Annotated in this window: 11 protein-coding genes and 2 pseudogenes; 11 read left to right on the top strand and 2 right to left on the bottom strand. The window is 39.2% G+C overall.

All coding sequences use genetic code 11. From position 1 onward, the window contains the following. The first annotated feature begins 136 nt into the window (after positions 1-136). The 11 genes and pseudogenes from ACYT6F_RS16700 (at position 137) to ACYT6F_RS16650 (ending at position 18,603) form a co-directional block, all read left to right on the top strand. Positions 137-940, top strand: coding sequence for a DUF4350 domain-containing protein (locus ACYT6F_RS16700; RefSeq protein ID WP_472598757.1), 804 nt, complete (start codon positions 137-139; stop codon positions 938-940). Positions 941-1,218: 278 nt separating this feature from the next. Continuing rightward, positions 1,219-3,093, top strand: coding sequence for a rhamnogalacturonan lyase (locus ACYT6F_RS16695; RefSeq protein WP_472598756.1), 1,875 nt, complete (start codon positions 1,219-1,221; stop codon positions 3,091-3,093). Between the two features lie 20 nt (positions 3,094-3,113). Next, positions 3,114-4,280, top strand: coding sequence for a glycoside hydrolase family 88/105 protein (locus ACYT6F_RS16690; protein WP_472598755.1), 1,167 nt, complete (start codon positions 3,114-3,116; stop codon positions 4,278-4,280). Positions 4,281-4,453: 173 nt separating this feature from the next. After that, positions 4,454-5,542 carry an L-rhamnose/proton symporter RhaT gene (gene rhaT, locus ACYT6F_RS16685; protein ID WP_472598754.1) on the top strand — a complete coding sequence of 363 codons (1,089 nt, stop codon included), beginning with the start codon at positions 4,454-4,456 and terminating at the stop codon, positions 5,540-5,542. Positions 5,543-5,814: 272 nt separating this feature from the next. Further along, a complete protein-coding gene (locus ACYT6F_RS16680) occupies positions 5,815-8,859 on the top strand; it encodes a SusC/RagA family TonB-linked outer membrane protein (protein WP_472598753.1) in 3,045 nt (1,014 codons plus the stop codon). A gap of 17 nt (positions 8,860-8,876) precedes the next feature. Then, positions 8,877-9,557, top strand: a pseudogene (locus ACYT6F_RS16675) (RagB/SusD family nutrient uptake outer membrane protein); the annotation flags it as partial. Positions 9,558-10,013: 456 nt separating this feature from the next. Continuing rightward, positions 10,014-10,937 (top strand): annotated as a pseudogene (locus ACYT6F_RS16670) (RagB/SusD family nutrient uptake outer membrane protein); the annotation flags it as partial. Between the two features lie 258 nt (positions 10,938-11,195). Continuing rightward, on the top strand, positions 11,196-13,298 hold the full coding sequence (locus tag ACYT6F_RS16665) for a bifunctional aldolase/short-chain dehydrogenase (RefSeq protein ID WP_472598752.1): 2,103 nt from the start codon (positions 11,196-11,198) through the stop codon (positions 13,296-13,298). Positions 13,299-13,630: 332 nt separating this feature from the next. Further along, entirely contained in the window at positions 13,631-14,911 is a 1,281-nt protein-coding gene (locus ACYT6F_RS16660; RefSeq protein WP_472598751.1) for a sugar isomerase, read from the top strand. 1,068 nt (positions 14,912-15,979) lie between these two features. Beyond that, on the top strand, positions 15,980-17,368 hold the full coding sequence (locus ACYT6F_RS16655) for an FGGY-family carbohydrate kinase (RefSeq protein WP_472598750.1): 1,389 nt from the start codon (positions 15,980-15,982) through the stop codon (positions 17,366-17,368). A gap of 83 nt (positions 17,369-17,451) precedes the next feature. Beyond that, the gene (locus ACYT6F_RS16650; RefSeq protein ID WP_472598749.1) at positions 17,452-18,603 is read left to right on the top strand and encodes an alpha-hydroxy acid oxidase; all 1,152 of its coding nucleotides are present in this window, start codon (positions 17,452-17,454) and stop codon (positions 18,601-18,603) included. Between the two features lie 370 nt (positions 18,604-18,973). Here the strand turns inward: ACYT6F_RS16650 and ACYT6F_RS16645 are convergent, their stop codons facing one another. Further along, on the bottom strand, positions 18,974-19,417 hold the full coding sequence (locus ACYT6F_RS16645; RefSeq protein ID WP_472598748.1) for a nuclear transport factor 2 family protein: 444 nt from the start codon (positions 19,415-19,417) through the stop codon (positions 18,974-18,976). 73 nt (positions 19,418-19,490) lie between these two features. Further along, entirely contained in the window at positions 19,491-20,537 is a 1,047-nt protein-coding gene (locus ACYT6F_RS16640; protein ID WP_472598747.1) for a GntR family transcriptional regulator, read from the bottom strand. Positions 20,538-20,588 lie beyond the last annotated feature (51 nt).

Below are 20,588 nucleotides of genomic sequence, written 5' to 3'. Positions count from 1 at the left end.
ATTAACAATCTTTGTGTTCTTAGTTGAGTTACGCCCTTGCGAACTTAAAAACAGTTAGTAGTTAAAAAAAACTTTGCGGACTTTGCGTTAAAAATTACAGCAGAATAAATTGAATTTAAATATTAAATAAAGACTTATGAATAAAAATATCGTAAAAACATTAGCATTAGGAAGTCTACTCGCATTCGGATTTGCCAATGCTCAAAACAAACCGAGAGTCGTTCTGGACAACTTTTTCAACAATGAGAAAAGAGAAAATAAAGAAACCAAAGCTTTAGAATCATGGCATTACACATGGAATGATACCACCAATGGCGGTTTTTCTATGTTGGGCGAACTTTTCCGAAAACAAGGCGCGGAAATCACTACTTTGACAACGGCTCCTTCAAAAAAAGATTTGAAAAACGCTAATATCTATATCATCGTAGATCCGGATATCGACAAAGAAGCGTACGGAGGAAAAGCCAATCTCATAGACTCAAAAACCATTAAAAACGTGGTGGAATGGGTTAAGAACGGAGGAGTTTTGGTTTTAATGAGCAACGACAACGGCAATTCCGAATTTGAACATTTCAACAAATTAGCTGGCGAATTCGGTATTCATTTTAATGACGACAGCTACAACCGTGTTCAGAAAAGAGAATTTGAGCAGGGAAAAGTAATGGTTCCTGCCGGAAATGAGATTTTCTCTGAACAGAAATTATATATGAAGGAAGTCAGTTCAATAGATGTGAAAGCACCGGCAAAAGCTATATTAACAGCGGAAGGGAAAAACATTGGGGCTGTTGCAAAAGCCGGCAAAGGAACTGTTTTCGCTTTAGGTGATCCTTGGTGTTATAACGAATATATCGACGGTAAAAAACTTCCGGAAGACTTCACCAATTATCAGGGAACTGAAGAGTGGGTAAAGTGGTTGCTGAAGAACGTTTCCAATAAATAATATAATTTGTGCAATCGATTGAATTAATTTTGGTTTTTAGGGCAGCTCTTCCGCCTTCCACTCCCGCTTTTTTATCTCCGCTTTGCTGCGACAAAAAGAGCTCCGTTCAAGTCGGGCTGCAAGCGATTCAAATTGACAAACCTTATAGGTTTCAAAAACCTATAAGGTTTCGCAAAAACATAATATTCAATGCAAAATTAATGGGAACGGGCTTTAGCCCGTTTAATAAAAATGAGATTTCCAATTCGGCTTTAGCCAAAACTTACTAAAAAAGATTTATGAAAATCAAATATATCTTCATTACATCTGCCATTTTTCTTTCACAGACCATTTCTGCCCAGAGACAAATGGAATACCTGAAAAGAGGAATTGTCGCTATTCCTGCAGATTCCGGCATTTTTGTAAGTTGGCGCCTGCTGGGAACGGAAGCTCACAATACCCATTTCGATGTATATCGTACCGAAAATAATCAGACCACAAAACTGAACGAAAAGCCGTTGTTCAGCGAAACCAATTTTTTAGATAAAACAGCCGATAAAGGAAAGAATTACACGTATTTTATAAAATCAAATACGAAAAATCCGGACGTTGACCAGGATTTTGCAAAATATACAGCCAACCAAAAACCGTATTTATCAATTCCGTTAAAAACACCAGAAGGTTACACGCCGAATGATGCTTCTGTTGCCGATCTGGATGGTGACGGAGAATATGAAATTATTCTGCACCAGACCGGAAGATCAAAGGACAACAGCCAAAAAGGAGAGACAGACCCGCCTATTATTCAGGCTTATAAACTGAATGGCCAGTTTTTATGGGAAATTAATTTAGGCAAAAATATCAGGGAAGGTGCCCATTACACACAGTTTTTGGTGTATGATCTGGACCAGGACGGAAAGGCAGAAATTGTAATGAAAACTGCTGACGGAAGCAAAGACGGAAAAGGCAAATTCATTGGTGATCCGACTAAAAATTACGTCAACGAAAACGGAATGATCCTTTCCGGGCCCGAGTTCCTGACAGTTTTTGACGGCCAGACCGGAGCTGAAATTCATACGGTCAATTATCAGGTCCCGAGATTTTCGGGGAGTTTAAACCCAACCAGTGAAGAAATGACTGAAACCTGGGGCGATGCCAAAGGCAACCGCATCGACCGGTTTTTAGGAGCTGTCGCTTACCTTGATGGAAAAACGCCGAGTGTGATTATGTCACGAGGATATTACACCAGAACAGCAATTGCAGCATGGGATTTTAAAGATAAGAAACTAAGCCTTCGCTGGCTTTTTGATACGGAAAGTTCGGATGAAAACAAACAATACCGCGGACAGGGAAATCACAACCTTACCGTTGCCGATGTTGATAATGACGGAAAGGATGAAATCGTTTTCGGAGCGATGACTGTAGACGATGATGGAAAAGTACTTAACAGTACGGGTTATGGACATGGTGATGCGCTGCACGTCGGCGATCTTGATCCATCCAATCCGGGACTGGAAATTTTTGATATTCAGGAGAGATTTGATGATGCGGGAGCACATTTCAGAGATGGGAAAACGGGAAAAGTTCTTTGGAAATTACCTTCGACAGTCTACAGTAAAGCCGGTAAATTTCAAGGGCCGGGAAGAGGGTTGTCATTGAATATCGACCCTCGTTATGAGGGATCTGAATGTTGGGCTGCCGGAGCTGGGCTGAAAGGAGTTTACACCGCCAAAGGCAAAAAAATCAGCGACAAAAACCCTTCCGTTAATATGGGAATCTATTGGGATGGGGATTTTTTAAGCGAAATCCTGGACGGAACCGTTATTTCCAAATGGGACTGGAAAAATGAAAAGTCAGACCTGATTTTTGATACTAAAAATTTAAAGTGTGAATCGAATAACGGGACGAAGAAGAATCCTGCCCTGGTGGCCGATTTATTCGGAGACTGGCGCGAAGAAGTGATATACAGAACAGCCGATAATAAGGAATTGAGAATTTTCAGTACAACCATTCCCACGAAGCACAGATTGTATACTCTAATGCACAATCCGCAGTACAGATTAAGCATTGTCTGGCAGAATGTCGGCTACAATCAGCCGCCGCATACCGATTATTATCTGGATGAATCGGTAAAAGAAGTTCCAAAACCAAATATTTATACCGTTAAACCTTAATAATTTAATTTAAATATAAAATGAAAAGACTATTAACAACAGGCCTTTTTGCAATGATTATTACGGGAATGACTTCCTGTTCGGTTCAAAAGCAAAGTACAGCCACAAATGCGACTATTCCGGATAAAAAAGAGGTTCTGGAAGTTGCAGAACGCGCCAATCAGTATTTTATGAACAAATGGCCTGACCCGGGAAAAGAAGTCGTCGGAAAAAAAGTATGGCCGAGTAATCTGTGGACAAGAGCGGTTTATTATGAAGGTCTGATGGCGCTTTACAAAGTAGATCCTAAAAAAGAATACTACAATTACGCTCTAGATTGGTCTCAAAAGCATAATTGGGATATGATGCGGGGAACCTTTACCCGAAATGCCGATAATCAGGCATGCGGACAAACTTATCTTGATCTTTACGAGATAGACGGCAGAAAAAATCCTGAAAGAATTAAATATGTAAAGATGTCGATGGACAGCATGATTGCTTCCGGGAAGTCGGATGACTGGTGGTGGATTGATGCGCTCCAGATGGGAATGCCAATCTATAGCAAGCTTGGAAGAATTACCGGGGAGAAAAAATATTTTGACAAGAATTATGAAATGTATGCGTTTACCAAATACAAGCATGGCGGAAGTGGATTGTACAATGCAAAAGATAAACTCTGGTGGAGAGACAAAAGTTTTGTTCCTCCTTATAAAGAACCGAACGGCGAAGATTGTTATTGGAGCAGAGGAAACGGCTGGGTAGTAGCCGCGCTTGTGAGAACTTTGGAAGATACACCGGAATCTGACCCTCATTACCAGGAATATCTGCAGGATTACAAAGACTTATTATCAGCTTTGGTTCCGATTCAGAGAGAAGACGGTTTCTGGAATGTAAGCCTTCATGATCCCACGAATTTCGGAGGTAAAGAAATGACGGGAACCGCACTTTTCGTATACGGAATGGCCTACGGAATCAATAATAACCTGATTGATGAAAAAACGTATTTACCTGTTTTAACAAAAGCCTGGAATGCCATTGTAAAAGATTCTGTTCAGCCGAACGGATTTTTAGGATGGGTTCAGGGAACGGGAAAAGAACCTAAAGACGGACAACCGCTTTCTGTAAGCAAAGAGCCTGATTTTGAGGATTATGGACTGGGCTGTCTGTTATTAGCAGCGAGTGAGGTTTATCAATTAAATAACAATTGAATTGGATTCATGAAAGTGGAGTTAAGCACTTTTTACTCACAGGTTTTTAATTGAGAAATTTTAAATTTGCTTTTTTTAAATTTTCCTCAATCACATGTATTGTACATGACACTACAAGATGCGCTATCGATTACATCTTGTTAATTTTCAAACTCAATCGATATGATAAAATTATGAATGCATTATTAGGAGTTATTTTTCATTTTTTAGGAGGCTTTTCTTCGGGAAGTTTTTATTTACCCTACAAAAAAGTAAAAGGCTGGGAGTGGGAAACATTTTGGCTGATAGGAGGTGTTTTTTCCTGGATTATCGTTCCGCCGCTTGCTGCCTTTCTTACCATTCCTGATTTCTGGGAAATTATTCAGAATGAAAGTTCATCAATTTTGGGACTGACTTTTTTATTCGGGGCCCTTTGGGGAATCGGTGGCTTTATGTACGGTCTAGGCGTTCGGTATCTGGGCGTTGCTCTGGGAAGCAGTATCATGCTGGGACTTACGATGGTGATCGGTTCGCTTGTTCCATCCATTTTTTATGAATTTTCTCCGCAGGAGGGCAAAGATAATATTGGTTTAATGTTTTCCAGCAGTTGGGGTCAGTTTGTTTTATTGGGGCTTCTTGTTTGTATTGTTGGGATTATCATTAGCGGAAAGGCAGGTGTCATGAAAGACAGAGAGCTTCAGAATGAATCGAAGGATCCTCACGGCACATCTGTAAAAACAGAATATAAATTCGGGTTAGGACTTACGGTTGCCATTATTTCCGGAATTCTGAGCGCATGTTTCAATTTCGGTCTTGAAGCAGGAAAGCCTATGGCGATGGTTGCCAATGAAGCATGGAAGGCTGCAAACCCCGGTCAGGGAGAGTTTCTGTACCAGAACAATGTAACGTATATTGTGGTGCTCTGGGGAGGTATGGCTTCCAATCTGATGGGCTGTCTTTATTTGTCCTTTAAAAATAAATCCTATACCGATTATACCAAAAAAAATGTTCCCGTCGCAAAAAATATCTTTTTCTGTGCATTGGCAGGGACGATGTGGTTTTTTCAGTTTTTCTTCTACGGAATGGGTGAAAGTAAAATGGGGAACGGCCCGAGCTCATGGATTCTGCACATGGCATTTATCATTTTAATAGCGAATCTTTGGGGAGTAGTTATTAAAGAATGGAAAGGCGTATCCAGGAAAACAATTTCTACCATCGTAGTCGGGATGATTGTAATGTTCATATCCATTTTAATCGTAGGTTACGGAAATTCATTAAGATAATTATTACACTTATTCATCATTTATATAGTTTCAGAGTTAGTTTTTAACTCATAAGGCACTGTTTCATGTGCCTTTTTTGCATTAAATAGATGGTGTTTTATTTAATGAAAGTTAATTTAATTCTATTTAATGGGACTAAATTCTTATGGTTAACTGTTGTTTAATGAAAATTTGATATTTATTTAATGAAAATTATGAGAATTATGATGCAGGATATTGCAGGATGCCGGAATTTTTGTAACAGTGTATTTTGGTAATGTAAAAATTAATATATGTCTATTAAAATCAAACAGAAGAATTTTAAGCCCCTTATTGCACCGCTGTTTTTGCTTGCATCTGGCTTTATGTTCGGACAAAAGGCAGTACGTGACACTGTGAAAGACAAGACTAAAGATATTGAAGAAGTAGTCATTATCGGTTACGGTAAAGTTAAAAAATCAGATTTAACAGGGTCCGTATCTTCAGTTTCTGCAAAAGATCTTGCGGCAACACCGGCGATGAATGCTTTACAGGCATTACAGGGCAGGGCTGCCGGACTGAATATTGTAACAGCCGGAGGCGCACCCGGAGCGGGAGCAAACGTTACCGTTCGTGGTGGGGCTTCCATTACTCAGGGAACGGAGCCTCTTTATATTGTAGACGGATTCCAGCTGGATAATGCGCTGAATATTATTAATCCCAATGATATTGAAAGTATTGATGTACTGAAAGGTGCTTCTGCTATCGCCATCTATGGTGCCCGAGGATCCAACGGTATTATCGTTATTAAAACCAAAACCGGGAAAAAGGGCAGAGTTACCATCAACTACAATTCATTCATGTCATTTGATATGCTTTCCAAGAAACTGGATATGCTTTCCAGTTCTGAACAGTATGTAAAATATCAGTATGAAATGGCACAGCTTCAGGGAAAAACAACCCAATGGAGTAACGTTTTTGATAATAGCCTTGGGGTAGATTCACCGGGTTTTTACACCGGAGTGTTCAACAGGATAGCCAATCGTTACGGATCTGCGCCAGCTTTAGACTGGCAGGAAAGAATGTTAGGAGGCACCGGTGTGACTCAAAACCATAACGTGAGCGTTTCGGCAGGCAGTGACAAAACACAGGCATTTATCAGTTATAACTATAATAAACAGGACGGATTATTGCAGAATTTCAATGAAACCAGAAATTCACTGCGTGCTAATATCAATTCGGAATTGTATAAGGGGATACGATTGGATTTCAGTTCCATGTTTACCTCCAATTCTACAAATGGTGGGGGAGCTTATTCAGGGATGAAAAAAATATTGCTGCAGCCTATTACGGGAGGAACATTATTTAGCCAGGATCAGTTATTCAATATGCAGACTTTTCCTGATTTTTCAGCCCTTGATTCAGGATTCGATACAGAAAATCCGTTTATTGAAACGGCTGCATCTACGCAGAACAGAAGGGTAAGAACATTTCTCGCCAATGTAGGTCTGGAATTTGATTTCCTGAAAGATTTTACATTCAGAACTGCCGGGTCGTATAACTGGACCAATACGAAAGCAACTGCATTTTCAGATAAAAATTCCCGTGCTTACCTCACTGATCCTATAAATACAGGGATCAACGGCAGTATCGCCAATTCTGAGGCATACCGATATCAGATTACCAATACGCTGACCTATAACAAAACATTAGGTGAAAAGCACAGAATCACCGGTTTAATCGGTAACGAAATCATCTATGAGGAAAACGAAAGCAACAGCATGAGGCTGGTAAGGTTTCCATCTATTTTAAATTATGGACTTGATGATATTACAAATGCGACCGTTGCAGATAAAAGTGCGGATAGAACGTCATTCAGCTTGATTTCTTATTTTGCAAGGGTAAATTATAATTATGATAACCGTTACCTTCTAACCGGTACGGTGCGTCGCGACGGATCTTCGAAATTCGGACCGGATAATAAAATTGGTGTATTTCCTTCTGTAGCTGCTGCATGGAGAGTTTCAGAAGAAGGTTTCTGGAAAAATTCAAAAATCGAAAACTACGTTAATGACCTTAAATTCAGATTTGAATACGGGATTGTTGGTAATAACAGTATTCCTGACAATGTTTTCAGGACTAATGTTGTAGCAACCGATTACCCTATGAATAATACCGTCGGGAATTTAGCCTTGGTAACAAGCAGTGTTCAGGGAAATCGTATGGTGCAGTGGGAAGAGATGAGGTCAACCAACATTGGAGTTGATTTAGCTTTATTTAATAACAGGATTAAATTAACATCCGAGTGGTATAATAATAATGTAACCGGTATGTTGCTGGAGACTTTACTTCCTGCGTCTACCGGATATAAAACCAGATTTCTTAATATAGGTTCCATGAAGAACACTGGTATGGAATTCACCTTAAATTCTATCAACGTAAAATCAGGTAATTTCAGATGGTCTACAGATGCCAATATAGGTTTCAATAAATCAAAAGTTTTATCGCTTGATGAAGGAAGAACCTTCAGAAATTTCAGTGTCGGGGGTAACAGGTCAGGTATGGTAACCTATTATGCTACCGTTGGGGAAGAATTAGGAGATATGTACGGATATGTTTATCAGGGAATTTACACGACTGATGATTTTGTCCAGGAATCCAACGGTTCATTAACCTTAAAGCCCGGAGTTGTAAAACCTGCATCAGGAACTCCGAAGCCCGGCGACATAAAATTTGCTGCAGATAATGAAGCAGGAGATCAGTTTACAAGAAAGCTCGTAAAAATAGGAAACGGAACCCCGGATTTCATCGGCGGAATCAGCAATAATTTTTCATACAAAGGCTTTGATCTTGCAGTATTCTTAAAATTTAGTGTTGGAGGTGACATCTATAATGCTACCAAGCACAGTCTGAGTCCTTATGCTCTGTTCCAGAATACGCCTTCGGAATTCGGAGATAATTATTACCGTGTGATTGATCCTAATACGGGCCAGGCTGCAACAAGTCTTGTCCGGTTAAAAGAACTGAATCCTGATGAAGAATCCCGTCTTTGGAGCTTAAGCACTACCAATTCGGGATACATCACGTACCCATCATCGTATTATGTGGAAGATGGTTCTTATTTAAGAATTTCTATGGTGACGCTCGGTTACTCTTTTCCGAGAGAATTTTTAAGTCACGTTAAACTCACCAATGCACGAATCTATTTTACCGTTAATAATTTAGCAACCATCACAGGATATTCAGGATACGATCCGGAAGTCTCTGCAGCCAGCGGTGTTACTGTTACACCGGGCTACGACAGTTCTTCATTCCCACGCTCAAGAAGCTATGTTCTGGGTATTAATTTAACCTTCTAAATACAAATGTTAACATCATGAAAAACAGATATAATAAAAACCTTATAAAAACGCTGATCATTGTTCCGGCAATTTTAGTAGCCGGTCTCAGCATCAATTCCTGCAGTGATGATTTTCTGGATCAGCCTGCGTATAATTCATCCAATACAGAATCGGTATTTGAAAATATAGAAACTGCAGATGCTTTCGTTCAGGGACTTTACAGAGGCCTTGTTCCTACTGAAATGTTTTATCATCTCGGTGCCGGAGATACGGTAACCCACTCTGCGGAAGACGGATCTACCAACAATTCCAAATACAATATTTGTAACTATCAGTATGATGCCTATACCCCAAATACCGTTACGGGAATTTATGCTGCGATGTATGCAGTTATTGAAAGAGCCAATATTGCCATCAGCAGATTGCCTACAATGCCCGCAAGTCCGAAGCGCGATGCTTTGCTGGCAGAAGCAAAAGCAATCCGTGCATTTTGTTATCACAATTTGATTCGGGTTTACGGAGATGTACCTGCAATATGGATTCCTTTGGAAGAAGCAGATCCTAACGACCCGAACACATTATACCCGAAACGTTCTCCAAGAGACGGAATTTACGATCGTATCATTGCTGATATTCAGGAATCTGTAAATAATCTGCCAGCTTCAAACGGCACTCCGGAGAGGCTCAATAAGCAGTCAGCCAATGCACTGTTAGCAAGAATAGCATTGTATGCGGCGGGATATTCTCTTCGTTGGGATCTGAATGCAGGATCTGCCGGTACGATGTCCCGTCGCCCTGATAATAGCAGAGTTCAGCAGTTGTACCAGATTGCAGATGCAGCAGCCGCTTCTGTAATTAATGCAGGTACCAACAGCCTGGTGCAGGCTCAGGGAGGGAAAAGCGGTTTTGAAGCGTTGTGGTTCAATTTTGACAGAAGAAATTTTGCAGCCGTAAACCAGGAAATGCTTTGGCACATCGCTGAATATGGTCCCAATACCAATTCCGCATTCGGGGTTTATGCACATCCCGGGTCAAGAGCAGGGGTCTACGGCTCCAGAAAAGCTTTACAATTTATATTGCCGAGTTATTATCTGTCTTTTAATCAGGCAGATAAACGCAGGGATGTTGCCTGTACTTCTTACAGCATTTATTTCCTGAGAACTGGGAATGCATCAGATACCTGGGTAGATGTGGGAACTACTTATTCCTGTATTATGCCTGGTAAATTCAGAATAAGCTGGTGTGTAGAGCCACAGGCTGCCGATGCACGTAACCTGAATATCCCGATTATCCGGTATGCCGATGTTTTACTGATGTATGCTGAAACACAGAATTATCTGAACGGAGGACCTACAGCTGCCGCTACAGCTGCTCTGCAACAGGTGAGAAACCGTGCCGGAATAGGTTCATTGCCAATACCAAGTGGTCAGCAGGCGTTTCAGGATGCTCTTGTTCAGGAGCGTAAGTGGGAGTTTTCCGATGAATTTATGCTTCGTACGGATTTGATCAGAATGAACCGTATCGCCAGTGAAATCAATGCTACAAAACAGGCCATGAAAAATCTTTCTGACAGAACAGATCAGTTTGCGTCGACACCGGTGTACAGGCTTTATAAATTCCACAAAGACGCACAGGTTTACGGAGATCCGTTTTTGGCGATTACTTACATAGAATTAACAGATCCTGCGCAGATTGCGGCAGTTCAGGCGGTTCCTACCAATTCTGCAAACTATGCAGCTTATCAGACGGTTTTAAAGAATATTGCAGCAGCCAACGGACAAACTTCAACGGCCGACGACAAATGGTATCCTGTGAACATGTTCCAGGCATACACCAGTACATTTAACGGTAATGCAAGAAAAGCAGTAGGATTTATTGAAGGGTTTAATGGATTGCAGGTCGGAAGTATCATTTATACCAAGCCTACCGGTTCTGCTGAAAACGGAGGAACGTATCCGAACTGGATTGAAGGCGGAGGAGATGGTCTGTTCTACGGATTTGTACCTAACAAGACAGAACTCCTGCCTTTTGCAGCAGCTTCCGCAGGACATCCTTTGGTTGATAATCCTAATCTCTCGCAGTTACCTGGATATTAATTATATAAAATAATATAACGTAAACATTAAGAAATGAGAGCTTTATGCTTACATTTCTTGATGTTTGCTTTTTTAACGATAATCACAAAATATTAACCAGTAAATAACCCTGACCAGATAAAATAATCCATAAAAGGTGAATTAAAAAACAGAATGTTAATTTATCTTTAAATAAAGCATCTAGCAGTATAGTACGGGATGCTGTAAAGAATGGAAGAATCTAATTTTGGGTTAGAATTTTAGAATATAAGTAAAACAATGGAAAAACTAAAAACATTCAGATACGTAAACTATTTGTGGGATGATGAAAAAGCAGCATCTTTTGGAGATGACCAGGTGGCCTTATTTTTATACCGTTCAAATATTTTAGGAGCAGACTTAAGAATTACCAACTACGGAGGTGGAAACACAAGCTGCAAAACCATCGAAAAAGATCCTTTAACCAATGAAGAAGTTGAGGTAATGTGGGTGAAAGGTTCCGGAGGTGATATCGGGACTTTAACAAGAAAAGGAATTGCCGGTTTATATACCGAAAGATTGAGAAACCTTAAGAATGTTTACGAAGGTCTGGAGGATGAAGACAGAATGGTAGGATTGTTTGATCACTGTATCTATGATCTTGAGAGTAAGGCACCTTCCATTGACACTCCTCTTCACGGGTTACTTCCATTCAGACATATAGACCACCTTCACCCGGATGCCCTGATCGCAGTTGCTGCCGCCAAAGACAGTGAAGCTATCACCAAAGAAATCTGGGGTGATACAATGGGCTGGGTGCCGTGGCAAAGGCCGGGCTTCGACCTGGGTTTGCAGCTGGAAAAATGTTTAAATGAAAATCCCGGAATCAGAGGAATTGTTTTAGGCAGCCACGGATTATTCACATGGGGAGATACTTCTTACGAATGCTATATCAACAGTCTGGAAGTGATTGAGATGGCTTCCGAATATATCGCTAAAAAAATTGAAGAAAAAGGTCAGGTTTTTGGCGGACAAAAAATAGAATCTCTGCCTGCGGACGAACGTAAGAATAAAGCGGCGCAGATCATGCCGTTATTAAGAGGGTTGGCTTCTTCGGAAAACAGAATGATTGGTCATTTCACAGACAGCGATACTGTTTTGGAATTTATCAACAGTAACGATCTTGAAAGGCTGGCTCCGCTGGGAACTTCATGCCCGGATCACTTTCTGAGAACGAAAATTCAGCCGTTGGTACTCACTTTAGATAAAAATGAAGATTTAAGCGATTCTAAAGCAATTTTAGAAAAATTAAATCCGCTTTTCGAACAATACCGACAGGAATATAAAGAATATTACGAAACCTGTAGACATCCGAACAGCCCTGCAATGCGAGATCCGAATCCGGTCATCATCATTTATCCGGGAGTGGGTATGTTCAGTTTCTCAAAAGACAAGCAGACTACGCGTGTGGCCAGTGAATTTTATGTGAACGCCATCAATGTAATGCGCGGTGCAGAAGCCATTTCAGAATACACCTCATTACCAAGACAGGAAGCTTTCGATATCGAATACTGGCTGCTGGAAGAGGCTAAACTTCAGAGAATGCCGAAGGAGAAGCCTTTGTCAAGAAAAGTTGCCATCGTTACCGGAGCAGGAGGCGGAATAGGGCAGGCTATTGCCGATAAAATGATTGCTGAAGGTGCAGTTGTCGTGTATACGGATTTGAATACAGAAGCCGTACAATCGGCTATTTCAAAATACAGCAAAGACCAGGCAATTGCCGTTCAGTGTGATGTAACGAGTGATGAAGCGATTGCCGATGCATTCAAAGAAACCGTTTTGGCATTCGGTGGAGTAGATATCATCGTTCATTCTGCCGGACTGGCCATCTCAAAGTCGCTGGAAGAAACTACTCTAAAAGATTGGGATCTTCTTGAAAATGTTTTGGTGAAAGGGCAGTTCTTATTGTCGAAAATCGGAACTGAAATCATGAAAAAACAGAATCTGGGCGGAGATATTGTCAACATTGCAAGCAAAAACGGACTGGTTGCAGGTCCCAACAACGTTGCCTACGGAACTGCAAAAGCAGCACAGCAGCATATGACGAGATTATTAGCTGCCGAATTGGCTGCGGATAAGATCAGGGTAAATGTCGTGAATCCGGATGGCGTAATCGTAGGAAGCAAGATCTGGGAAGGAGAATGGGCTGAAGGGCGCGCAAAAGCAAACGGAATTACGGTGGAAGAACTTCCGGCATTTTATGCCAAAAGAAATCTTTTAAATGAAATAATTCTTCCTGAAGACATTGCCAACGGAGTTTTTGCGTGCGTTGCCATTTTAGATAAAAGTACAGGAAACATCATCAATGTAGATGGCGGAATGGCGAATGCGTTCCCTAGATAAAAATATAGAGTAAGCAATTGATTAAAATATATTTGTGTCAGTTTAATCAATTGTTTTTTCTCAAAGCCACGAAGTGGCGACATAAAGCAGAATAGGGTGAAACCCTATGAAAAGAAACATCATCAATGTAGACGGCGGAATGGCCAATGCATTCCCAAGATAATTTTGTATCAATCCTGAAAGAATTTACTTTAAATCGTAAGTTTGATATGATGTTAAATATTTAATGGATTTAAAATTTTCTTGAACCAGAGCCACGAAGCGGCGACCTACAATAGCACAGGGTATAACCTGCGCATAAAAGACAAATCCTGTGAAAAATAGATCATACCATGATTATAAACAAAGACAGTATAGAACAAAACAATAAAAATGAAGTTGAAAATTTCAATTCAGACTTCGCCTATTTATCAGATAAACTCACGAAATCAGGAGCAAATGTTTCTGAAATCGTCAACAAAATAGCCGATTTTCAGGTAGCCATTCCAAGCTGGGCCTTGGGCGCCGGAGGAACGCGCTTCGGAAGATTTTCTTACGGTGGAGAGCCGGCAACATTAGAGCAGAAATTAGATGATGTTGGATTGATTCATTCTTTAACCCATTCTGCAGGCGCAATTTCGCTTCATATTCCCTGGGATATTCCTGGTGATATAAAAGCGATTAAAGAAAAAGCAATATCTCACGGATTGATTTTTGATGCGATGAATTCCAATACGTTTCAGGATCAACCGGGAGCAAAGCAATCCTACAAATTCGGGTCTTTAAATGCTGCAAATGAAGACGCAAGAGCGTATGCTGTTGAGCATAATAAAGAAGTAATCAGAATCGGAGAAGAACTAGGTTCAAGAAGCTTAACCGTTTGGCTGGCAGACGGGGCAAGCTTTCCGGGACAATTAAATTTCCAGACCGCTTTGTCAAAAACAGAGCAAAGTTTAAAGGAAATTTATGCAGGAATGCCGGCAGACTGGAAAATGTTCATCGAATATAAACCCTACGAACCGAATTTCTATTCAACAACCATTCAGGATTGGGGAACGTCTTTCATGCTAGCCAATGCTTGTGGAGAAAGAGCCTATACTTTAGTGGATTTAGGTCATCATTTACCTAATTCAAACATTGAGCAGATTGTGGCGACATTAATGTATAAAGGAAAATTAGGTGGCTTCCATTTTAATGACAGCAAATACGGAGATGATGATTTAACAGTGGGTTCAATAAAACCTTACGCATTGTTCTTGATTTTCAATGAATTGGTATACGGAATAGAAAATAATCCGCAGAATCCATATCCGGCTTGGATGATTGATGCAAGCCACAATATTAAAGATCCGTTGGAAGACCTTATTCAGTCGTTGGAAGCGATTTTAATCGCATATGCTCAGGCACTTTTAGTAGATCAGAAAGCATTGAAAGATGCGCAGCTGAATAATGACGTTGTCCGTGCCCAGGAAACTTTACAGAATGCGTACAGAACAGATGTTCGTCCTTTATTAAAAGCTGCAAGATTACAAACAGGTGCAGCGATTGATCCTATTTCGGCTTACAGAAATCTGAAAGTCAGAGAAAATTTAATTTCCGAAAGAGGCCTGAATGTAAAAGCAACAGGATTATAAACCTGTTTTTAAAATGATAATTTGAACTTTCAAGTGCAATCGAAAGTTTTCAATTATATGTATCCTTATATTTTTATCATTAAGGTTGAAAGTGTTTGGATTATTGGGGTTTAAGCAGTATTGCTTGAGAATTAGTGGATTTTTTCTTAATGATCTTAATATCTGAACACTCCTTAATGGTGTTAATTATTAATGTAATTGAATATTTAACAAAATACATTATTGAATTTTATAGAAGTATATATGCTAAATTCTTTATGCTCTTTGCTAAGTAGAACGCCTTTGCAAACTTAAAAAACTATAGTATTAAAAAACTCTTTGCGAACTTTGCGTTAAAAAATAAAAAGAAGTGTTTAATAAAAAATATGCTTCGTCGCTACGCTCCTCGCAATGACAAAATAATCTTTGCTTAAAAAGGCTTTATAATTAAAGATAACATTATGAGTTTACAGAATATACAGTATATTATCTTTGTGCTCTTTGCTAAGTAGAACGCCTTTGCGAACTTAAAAACATATAGTATTTAAAAAAAGATCTTTGCGAGTCTTTGCGTTAAAAAAATAAAAAGAACTTTTTATTTAAAATATGCTTCGTCGCTACGCTCTCGCAATGACAAAATAATCTTTGCTTAAAAAGGTTTTATAATTAAAGATAACATTATGAGTTTACAGAATATACGGCATATTCTCTTTGTGCCCTTTGCTAAGTAGAACGCCTTTGTGAACTTAGAAACGTATAGTATTAAAAAACTCTTTACGAGCTTTGCGTTTAAATGAAAAGATAGCGTTTAATTAAAAGATTGCTTCGTCGCTACGCTCCTCGCAATGACAAAATAATCTTTGCTTAAAAAGGCTTTATAATTAAAGATAACATTATGAGTTTACAGAATATAAAGTATATTCTCTTTGTGCCCTTTGCTAAGTAGAACGCCTTTGTGAACTTAGAAACGTATAGTATTTAAAAAAGATCTTTGCGAGTCTTTGCGTTAAAAAATAAAAAGAAGTGTTTAATAAAAAATATGCTTCGTCGCTACGCTCTCGCAATGATAATAAATAATCATCCTTGAAAATGTCTAAAAAAAAGAAGGTAACCATCGTATTTGATATTGGAAAGACCAATAAAAAATTCTTTCTGTTTGATAAAAATTATAAAGAAATCGTTCGGGAGTATACGGAACTTCCCCTTACGACTGATGAAGATGGCTATCCAACGGAAGATCTGGCGGCTTTACAAAACTGGATCAAAGATAATTTCAATGCCATTTTGGACGATGAAAATTTGGAAGTAAAAGCCATTAATTTCTCTACATACGGGGCAAGTTTTGTACATCTGGACCAGAAAGGAAATGTTCTCACTCCGTTGTACAACTATACCAAGCCAATGGATGAGGAAATACTGGATTTATTTTATAAAAAACACGGCAGTAAACTTAAAATCGCCCGTGAAACCGCTTCTCCGCAGGCAGGAATGCTGAATTCCGGATTACAGCTGTTCTGGTTGAAATATAAACATCCTGAAATATTCAGAAAAATACGGTACAGCCTTCATTTACCCCAGTATTTATCTTATTTATTTACCGGAATCTGTGTGTCGGAATTTACTTCCATTGGTTGCCACACCAATCTGTGGGATTACGATAAAGCAGATTACCACGACTGGGTCTATGAAGAAGAGATCGATGCCTTGTTGCCACCGATTGTGCCGACTTCGGCAAGCATTAATACCTCATACAGAAATAAGAAAATTAAAATCGGGGTCGGGATTCACGACAGTTCTTCGGCACTCTTACCGTATATTTTAAGCAAAAAAGAACCGTTTTTACTGCTTTCAACAGGAACCTGGAGTATTTCTCTCAATCCTTTCAATGATGAGAGTTTAACCGATGAAGACATCGAAAACAATTGCCTGAATTACATGAGAATCGATGGAAAACGTGTGAAAGCATCGCGTTTTTTCATGGGAAATGAATATAAAATCCAGGTCGAAAAATTGTGTGCGCATTATGGAAAAGAGTACGGTTTCCACAGGGAAGTACAGTTTGACCAGGATTTGTACCTTCGCTTAATGAAGCATAAAGCAGTTTATTTCCGTTTTGAAGGTATTATTTTAAAAAGAAAAATGATCAGCGAGACCGATTTAAATTCTTTCGCAACTTTTGAAGAAGCTTATCATCAGCTGATGATCGAACTGATGGATCTACAGATTCATACGATTACAAATGCCATCGGAAATTCTGAAATTCAGCATATTTATATCGATGGCGGATTTACCGATAATGATGTATTTATGAAACTGATGTCACATCATTTTCAGCATTATAATGTAATGTCCAGCCATTCTCCGCTGGGTTCTGCATTAGGAGCTTCCATGGTGATTTCCAATAAAAAGATAGACGAAACTTTCTTACAGCAGCATTATCAGATGAAAGTGCTTCAGCCTTTAATTTTTAATTTATAAAATATTTAGTTGTTGGTTGATTATTGTCAGCTGATGGCAAATCTCAAAACCAACAACCATTAACCAAAAATCAACAACCCGTTATGACATTTCCATTTGACACGAGATATGCATCGCTTGAGCTTTTAATTGAGAGAGCAAAGAAAAGAATGCCCCGTTTTGCTTTTGAATACCTGGACGGCGGCTGTAATGAAAATATAAACCGCGACAGAAATACCAGCGAATTAAGAGAAGTGCTGCTTCGCCCTCGGTATCTGAATAACAATTTTGCAGAAGCCAATATGGAAACCGAATTATTCGGGGTGAATTATTCCGCACCTTTTGGGATTTCTCCGGTAGGTTTGCAGGGATTAATGTGGCCGAATGCCCCGGAGATTCTGGCAAAAGCAGCTTTTAAACATAATATTCCGTTTATTTTAAGCACGGTTACTACCAGCAGCATTGAAAGAATTGCAGAATTAACGGAAGGAAAAGCATGGTATCAGCTTTATCACCCAAGAGAAGAATGGCTGCGCGACGATATTCTCAACCGTTGTGATGATTCGGGATATGATGTTCTGGTAGTTTTGGCAGACGTTCCGACGTTCGGGTACAGAGCAAAAGAAATAAGAAACGGACTGGCAATGCCGCCGCAGCTAAATTTCAGAAATGTTTCCCAGGCGCTGGCAAAACCTCAGTGGTGTCTGGAAATGCTGAAACATGGCGTTCCAGGCTTTAAAACCATGGAAAAATACATGGATAAAAACATGAATGTAAAACAGTTGGGACAATTCATGAATTCCACCTTTTCAGGAAGATTAAATTCAGACAGAATCAAGGCGATCCGCGATCAGTGGAAAGGAAAACTGGTCATCAAGGGAGTCGCTTCCGATGAAGATGCCGAAGAAGCGGTACGTTTAGGTTTTGACGGAATGATTATTTCCAATCATGGCGGAAGACAGCTGGATGCCGGAGAATCTACCATTGCCGTGGTAAAAGAGATCAGTGAAAAATATAAAGATCAGATTAAAATCATGATGGACAGCGGCGTGAGAACCGGTCCGGATGTAGCCCGTGCATTGAGCTGCGGTGCAGAATTTACCTTTATGGGAAGAACGTTTATGTATGCTGTGGGAGCTTTAGGGGATAAAGGCGGTGATCATATTATTGAAATGCTCAAGATGCAGTTCAGGCAGGTAATGGAACAGCTTTGCTGCGAAAAACCGGAGCAGCTGCAGGATTTTAGGGTGAAATAAGTTTGACTGGAAGATAGAAGAGAGGGCGTCAATTTAATTTTATATATAAATAACACACAATAAATATCAATAGAAACGGGCTTTAGCCCGTTTTTTATTAGTGTATCTCAATCGGCTTTAGCCGAAACTTAAAACAAATTTTAAACGAAAATTTAATTATTCAAACTGTTGATTTTGATAAGTAAAGACAAATAAATTTGCTTCGTAAAGCTCGAACGACCGCTTCATAAAAATCAATTATTGATTTCATTCTTTGCTCCTTTACATATTCAGAATAAAAAATAAATCTCTGCGTCAATAAATAACAAAAATTTTCAAAACAAAGAATTCGCAAAGAACTCCCTGCGAATTTTAAATTATAATAAAAGAACTATTTCTTCTTCTCCGCTTTCACCGCCTGTCTTGCCAGCAATTTCCAGTCGTTTTTCACTTTAGCCCAGACCAGTAAAATATCCAAAGTAACATCCCCCGGAGCTTTTCCTGCATCTGCTGTCGTTGCATAAAAATGATGGCGGACAATCGCTGTATTGCCAACAATCTGCACGGTCTGATTGGTAATATCAATGGTTAAAAAATCAGATTTTTTACTCGCCAGTTTTTCGACAAACTCTTTGGAATCATCGATGTGACCACCAGAATGTCCATAAGTCAGTTCCGGTAATATTAGTGACTCGAGTGACGACTTTTCTCCGCTAATCATAGCCAATCGAAGCTTTTCGGCGGCAGCCTCCACCGCATCTTTATCATTTGTTTTTTGTGCGGAGATGCTGACTGCCATGATGAAGCTCACGGCAAGAATAATTTTTTTAATCATAATGAAATAAATATTTTAAAATTAAATATTAAAGGTTATGTAATCGATTGCACAATTTAAATCAAATAACAATTTAAAGAGAATCTCTCTGGATAAATTTAAACACATTATTCACCGATTCCTTTTTATTTTTTAAGATCATATACGCTGCAGATTCTCCCATTGCCTTGAAATCTGTTGTAATTACGGTGATTCCCAGCAATTCCTTTAAAGGAGTTTCATTGTAGGAAATAATTCCGATGTCTTCACCCAGTTTCAGGTTTTTCTGACGGATCTGTTTCACCAGATTCACAAGATCACGTTCCCGGATGGTAATGAAAATATCCCGGTCCTGCAGTTCCATGTCAGGATAAATTTCATCAAGAATCTCATAATCCAGTTTAAAATCCCGGCAGAAATTCTCAAATCCTCTTACGATCCGGAAAGGGTAGGGATGAATATCTTTGTCAGGATAAACGAGAATTATTTTTCCATAGTTCTTGATTTTATCTAGTCCTTCTTTCAGCGCATTGTAAATATCATGCTCAAAATCCTGAAAAATAGAGCCATATTCTCCTGAAATATTAGGCTTTGTATTATCCAGCATCAGCAATTTATTCTTGGGTATCTTTTCGATGATTTCAATCACTTCACTTGTAGAGCTCGTATGCTTTGATTGCCCGTCCCGAAAATGAGGCATGATCACATAATAATCAAATCCTCCCAGATTCTTTTTTAAAGCATTAATGAAAAGTGTTTCGTCACAATGATAAATGTACATCTCTACATTGCCTTTGGAACCGATTGCATTCACAAAATAATCATAAATCATCATTTTGTAAGTACTTGGTTTATTGATCAGAAAGAAAATGTTGATCGAGTCGTTCTTATTAATACGTGAAATATAATAGCCTTTGCCTTTAACCGATTCGATAATCTGCCTTTTTCTAAGCTCTTTATAGGCTTTTTCAACGGTATCCCTTGAGAGAAAACACGATTCGCTCAGTTCGTTGATAGACGGGATTTTTTCACCGATTTTAATTTCTCCTGCATCAATTCCGTTAAGAATAGAATCTACGATCTGTTTGTATTTGGGAACTCTGGAGTTTTCGTTGATCTGTATTTCAAAAGTTTCAGCCATAGTGTAGGATATGAGAAATGATTTATCTTAACAAAAAATGATTAAAAAAAA

This window comes from Chryseobacterium sp. NG-CE01 (genome assembly GCF_055695505.1).
Note: the sequence above shows the minus strand (reverse complement) of the source record. Positions and strands in the feature narration are given on the sequence as shown.

Bases quoted from the DNA above. Each gene is read 5' to 3' on its own strand.
- ACYT6F_RS16645 (WP_472598748.1), bottom strand. From the start codon at position 19,417: ATGATTAAAAAAATTATTCTTGCCGTGAGCTTCATCATGGCAGTCAGC.
- ACYT6F_RS16700 (WP_472598757.1), top strand. From the start codon at position 137: ATGAATAAAAATATCGTAAAAACATTAGCATTAGGAAGTCTACTCGCA.
- ACYT6F_RS16665 (WP_472598752.1), top strand. From the start codon at position 11,196: ATGGAAAAACTAAAAACATTCAGATACGTAAACTATTTGTGGGATGAT.
- ACYT6F_RS16660 (WP_472598751.1), top strand. From the start codon at position 13,631: ATGATTATAAACAAAGACAGTATAGAACAAAACAATAAAAATGAAGTT.
- ACYT6F_RS16695 (WP_472598756.1), top strand. From the start codon at position 1,219: ATGAAAATCAAATATATCTTCATTACATCTGCCATTTTTCTTTCACAG.
- rhaT (WP_472598754.1), top strand. From the start codon at position 4,454: ATGAATGCATTATTAGGAGTTATTTTTCATTTTTTAGGAGGCTTTTCT.
- ACYT6F_RS16655 (WP_472598750.1), top strand. From the start codon at position 15,980: ATGTCTAAAAAAAAGAAGGTAACCATCGTATTTGATATTGGAAAGACC.
- ACYT6F_RS16690 (WP_472598755.1), top strand. From the start codon at position 3,114: ATGAAAAGACTATTAACAACAGGCCTTTTTGCAATGATTATTACGGGA.
- ACYT6F_RS16640 (WP_472598747.1), bottom strand. From the start codon at position 20,537: ATGGCTGAAACTTTTGAAATACAGATCAACGAAAACTCCAGAGTTCCC.
- ACYT6F_RS16650 (WP_472598749.1), top strand. From the start codon at position 17,452: ATGACATTTCCATTTGACACGAGATATGCATCGCTTGAGCTTTTAATT.
- ACYT6F_RS16680 (WP_472598753.1), top strand. From the start codon at position 5,815: ATGTCTATTAAAATCAAACAGAAGAATTTTAAGCCCCTTATTGCACCG.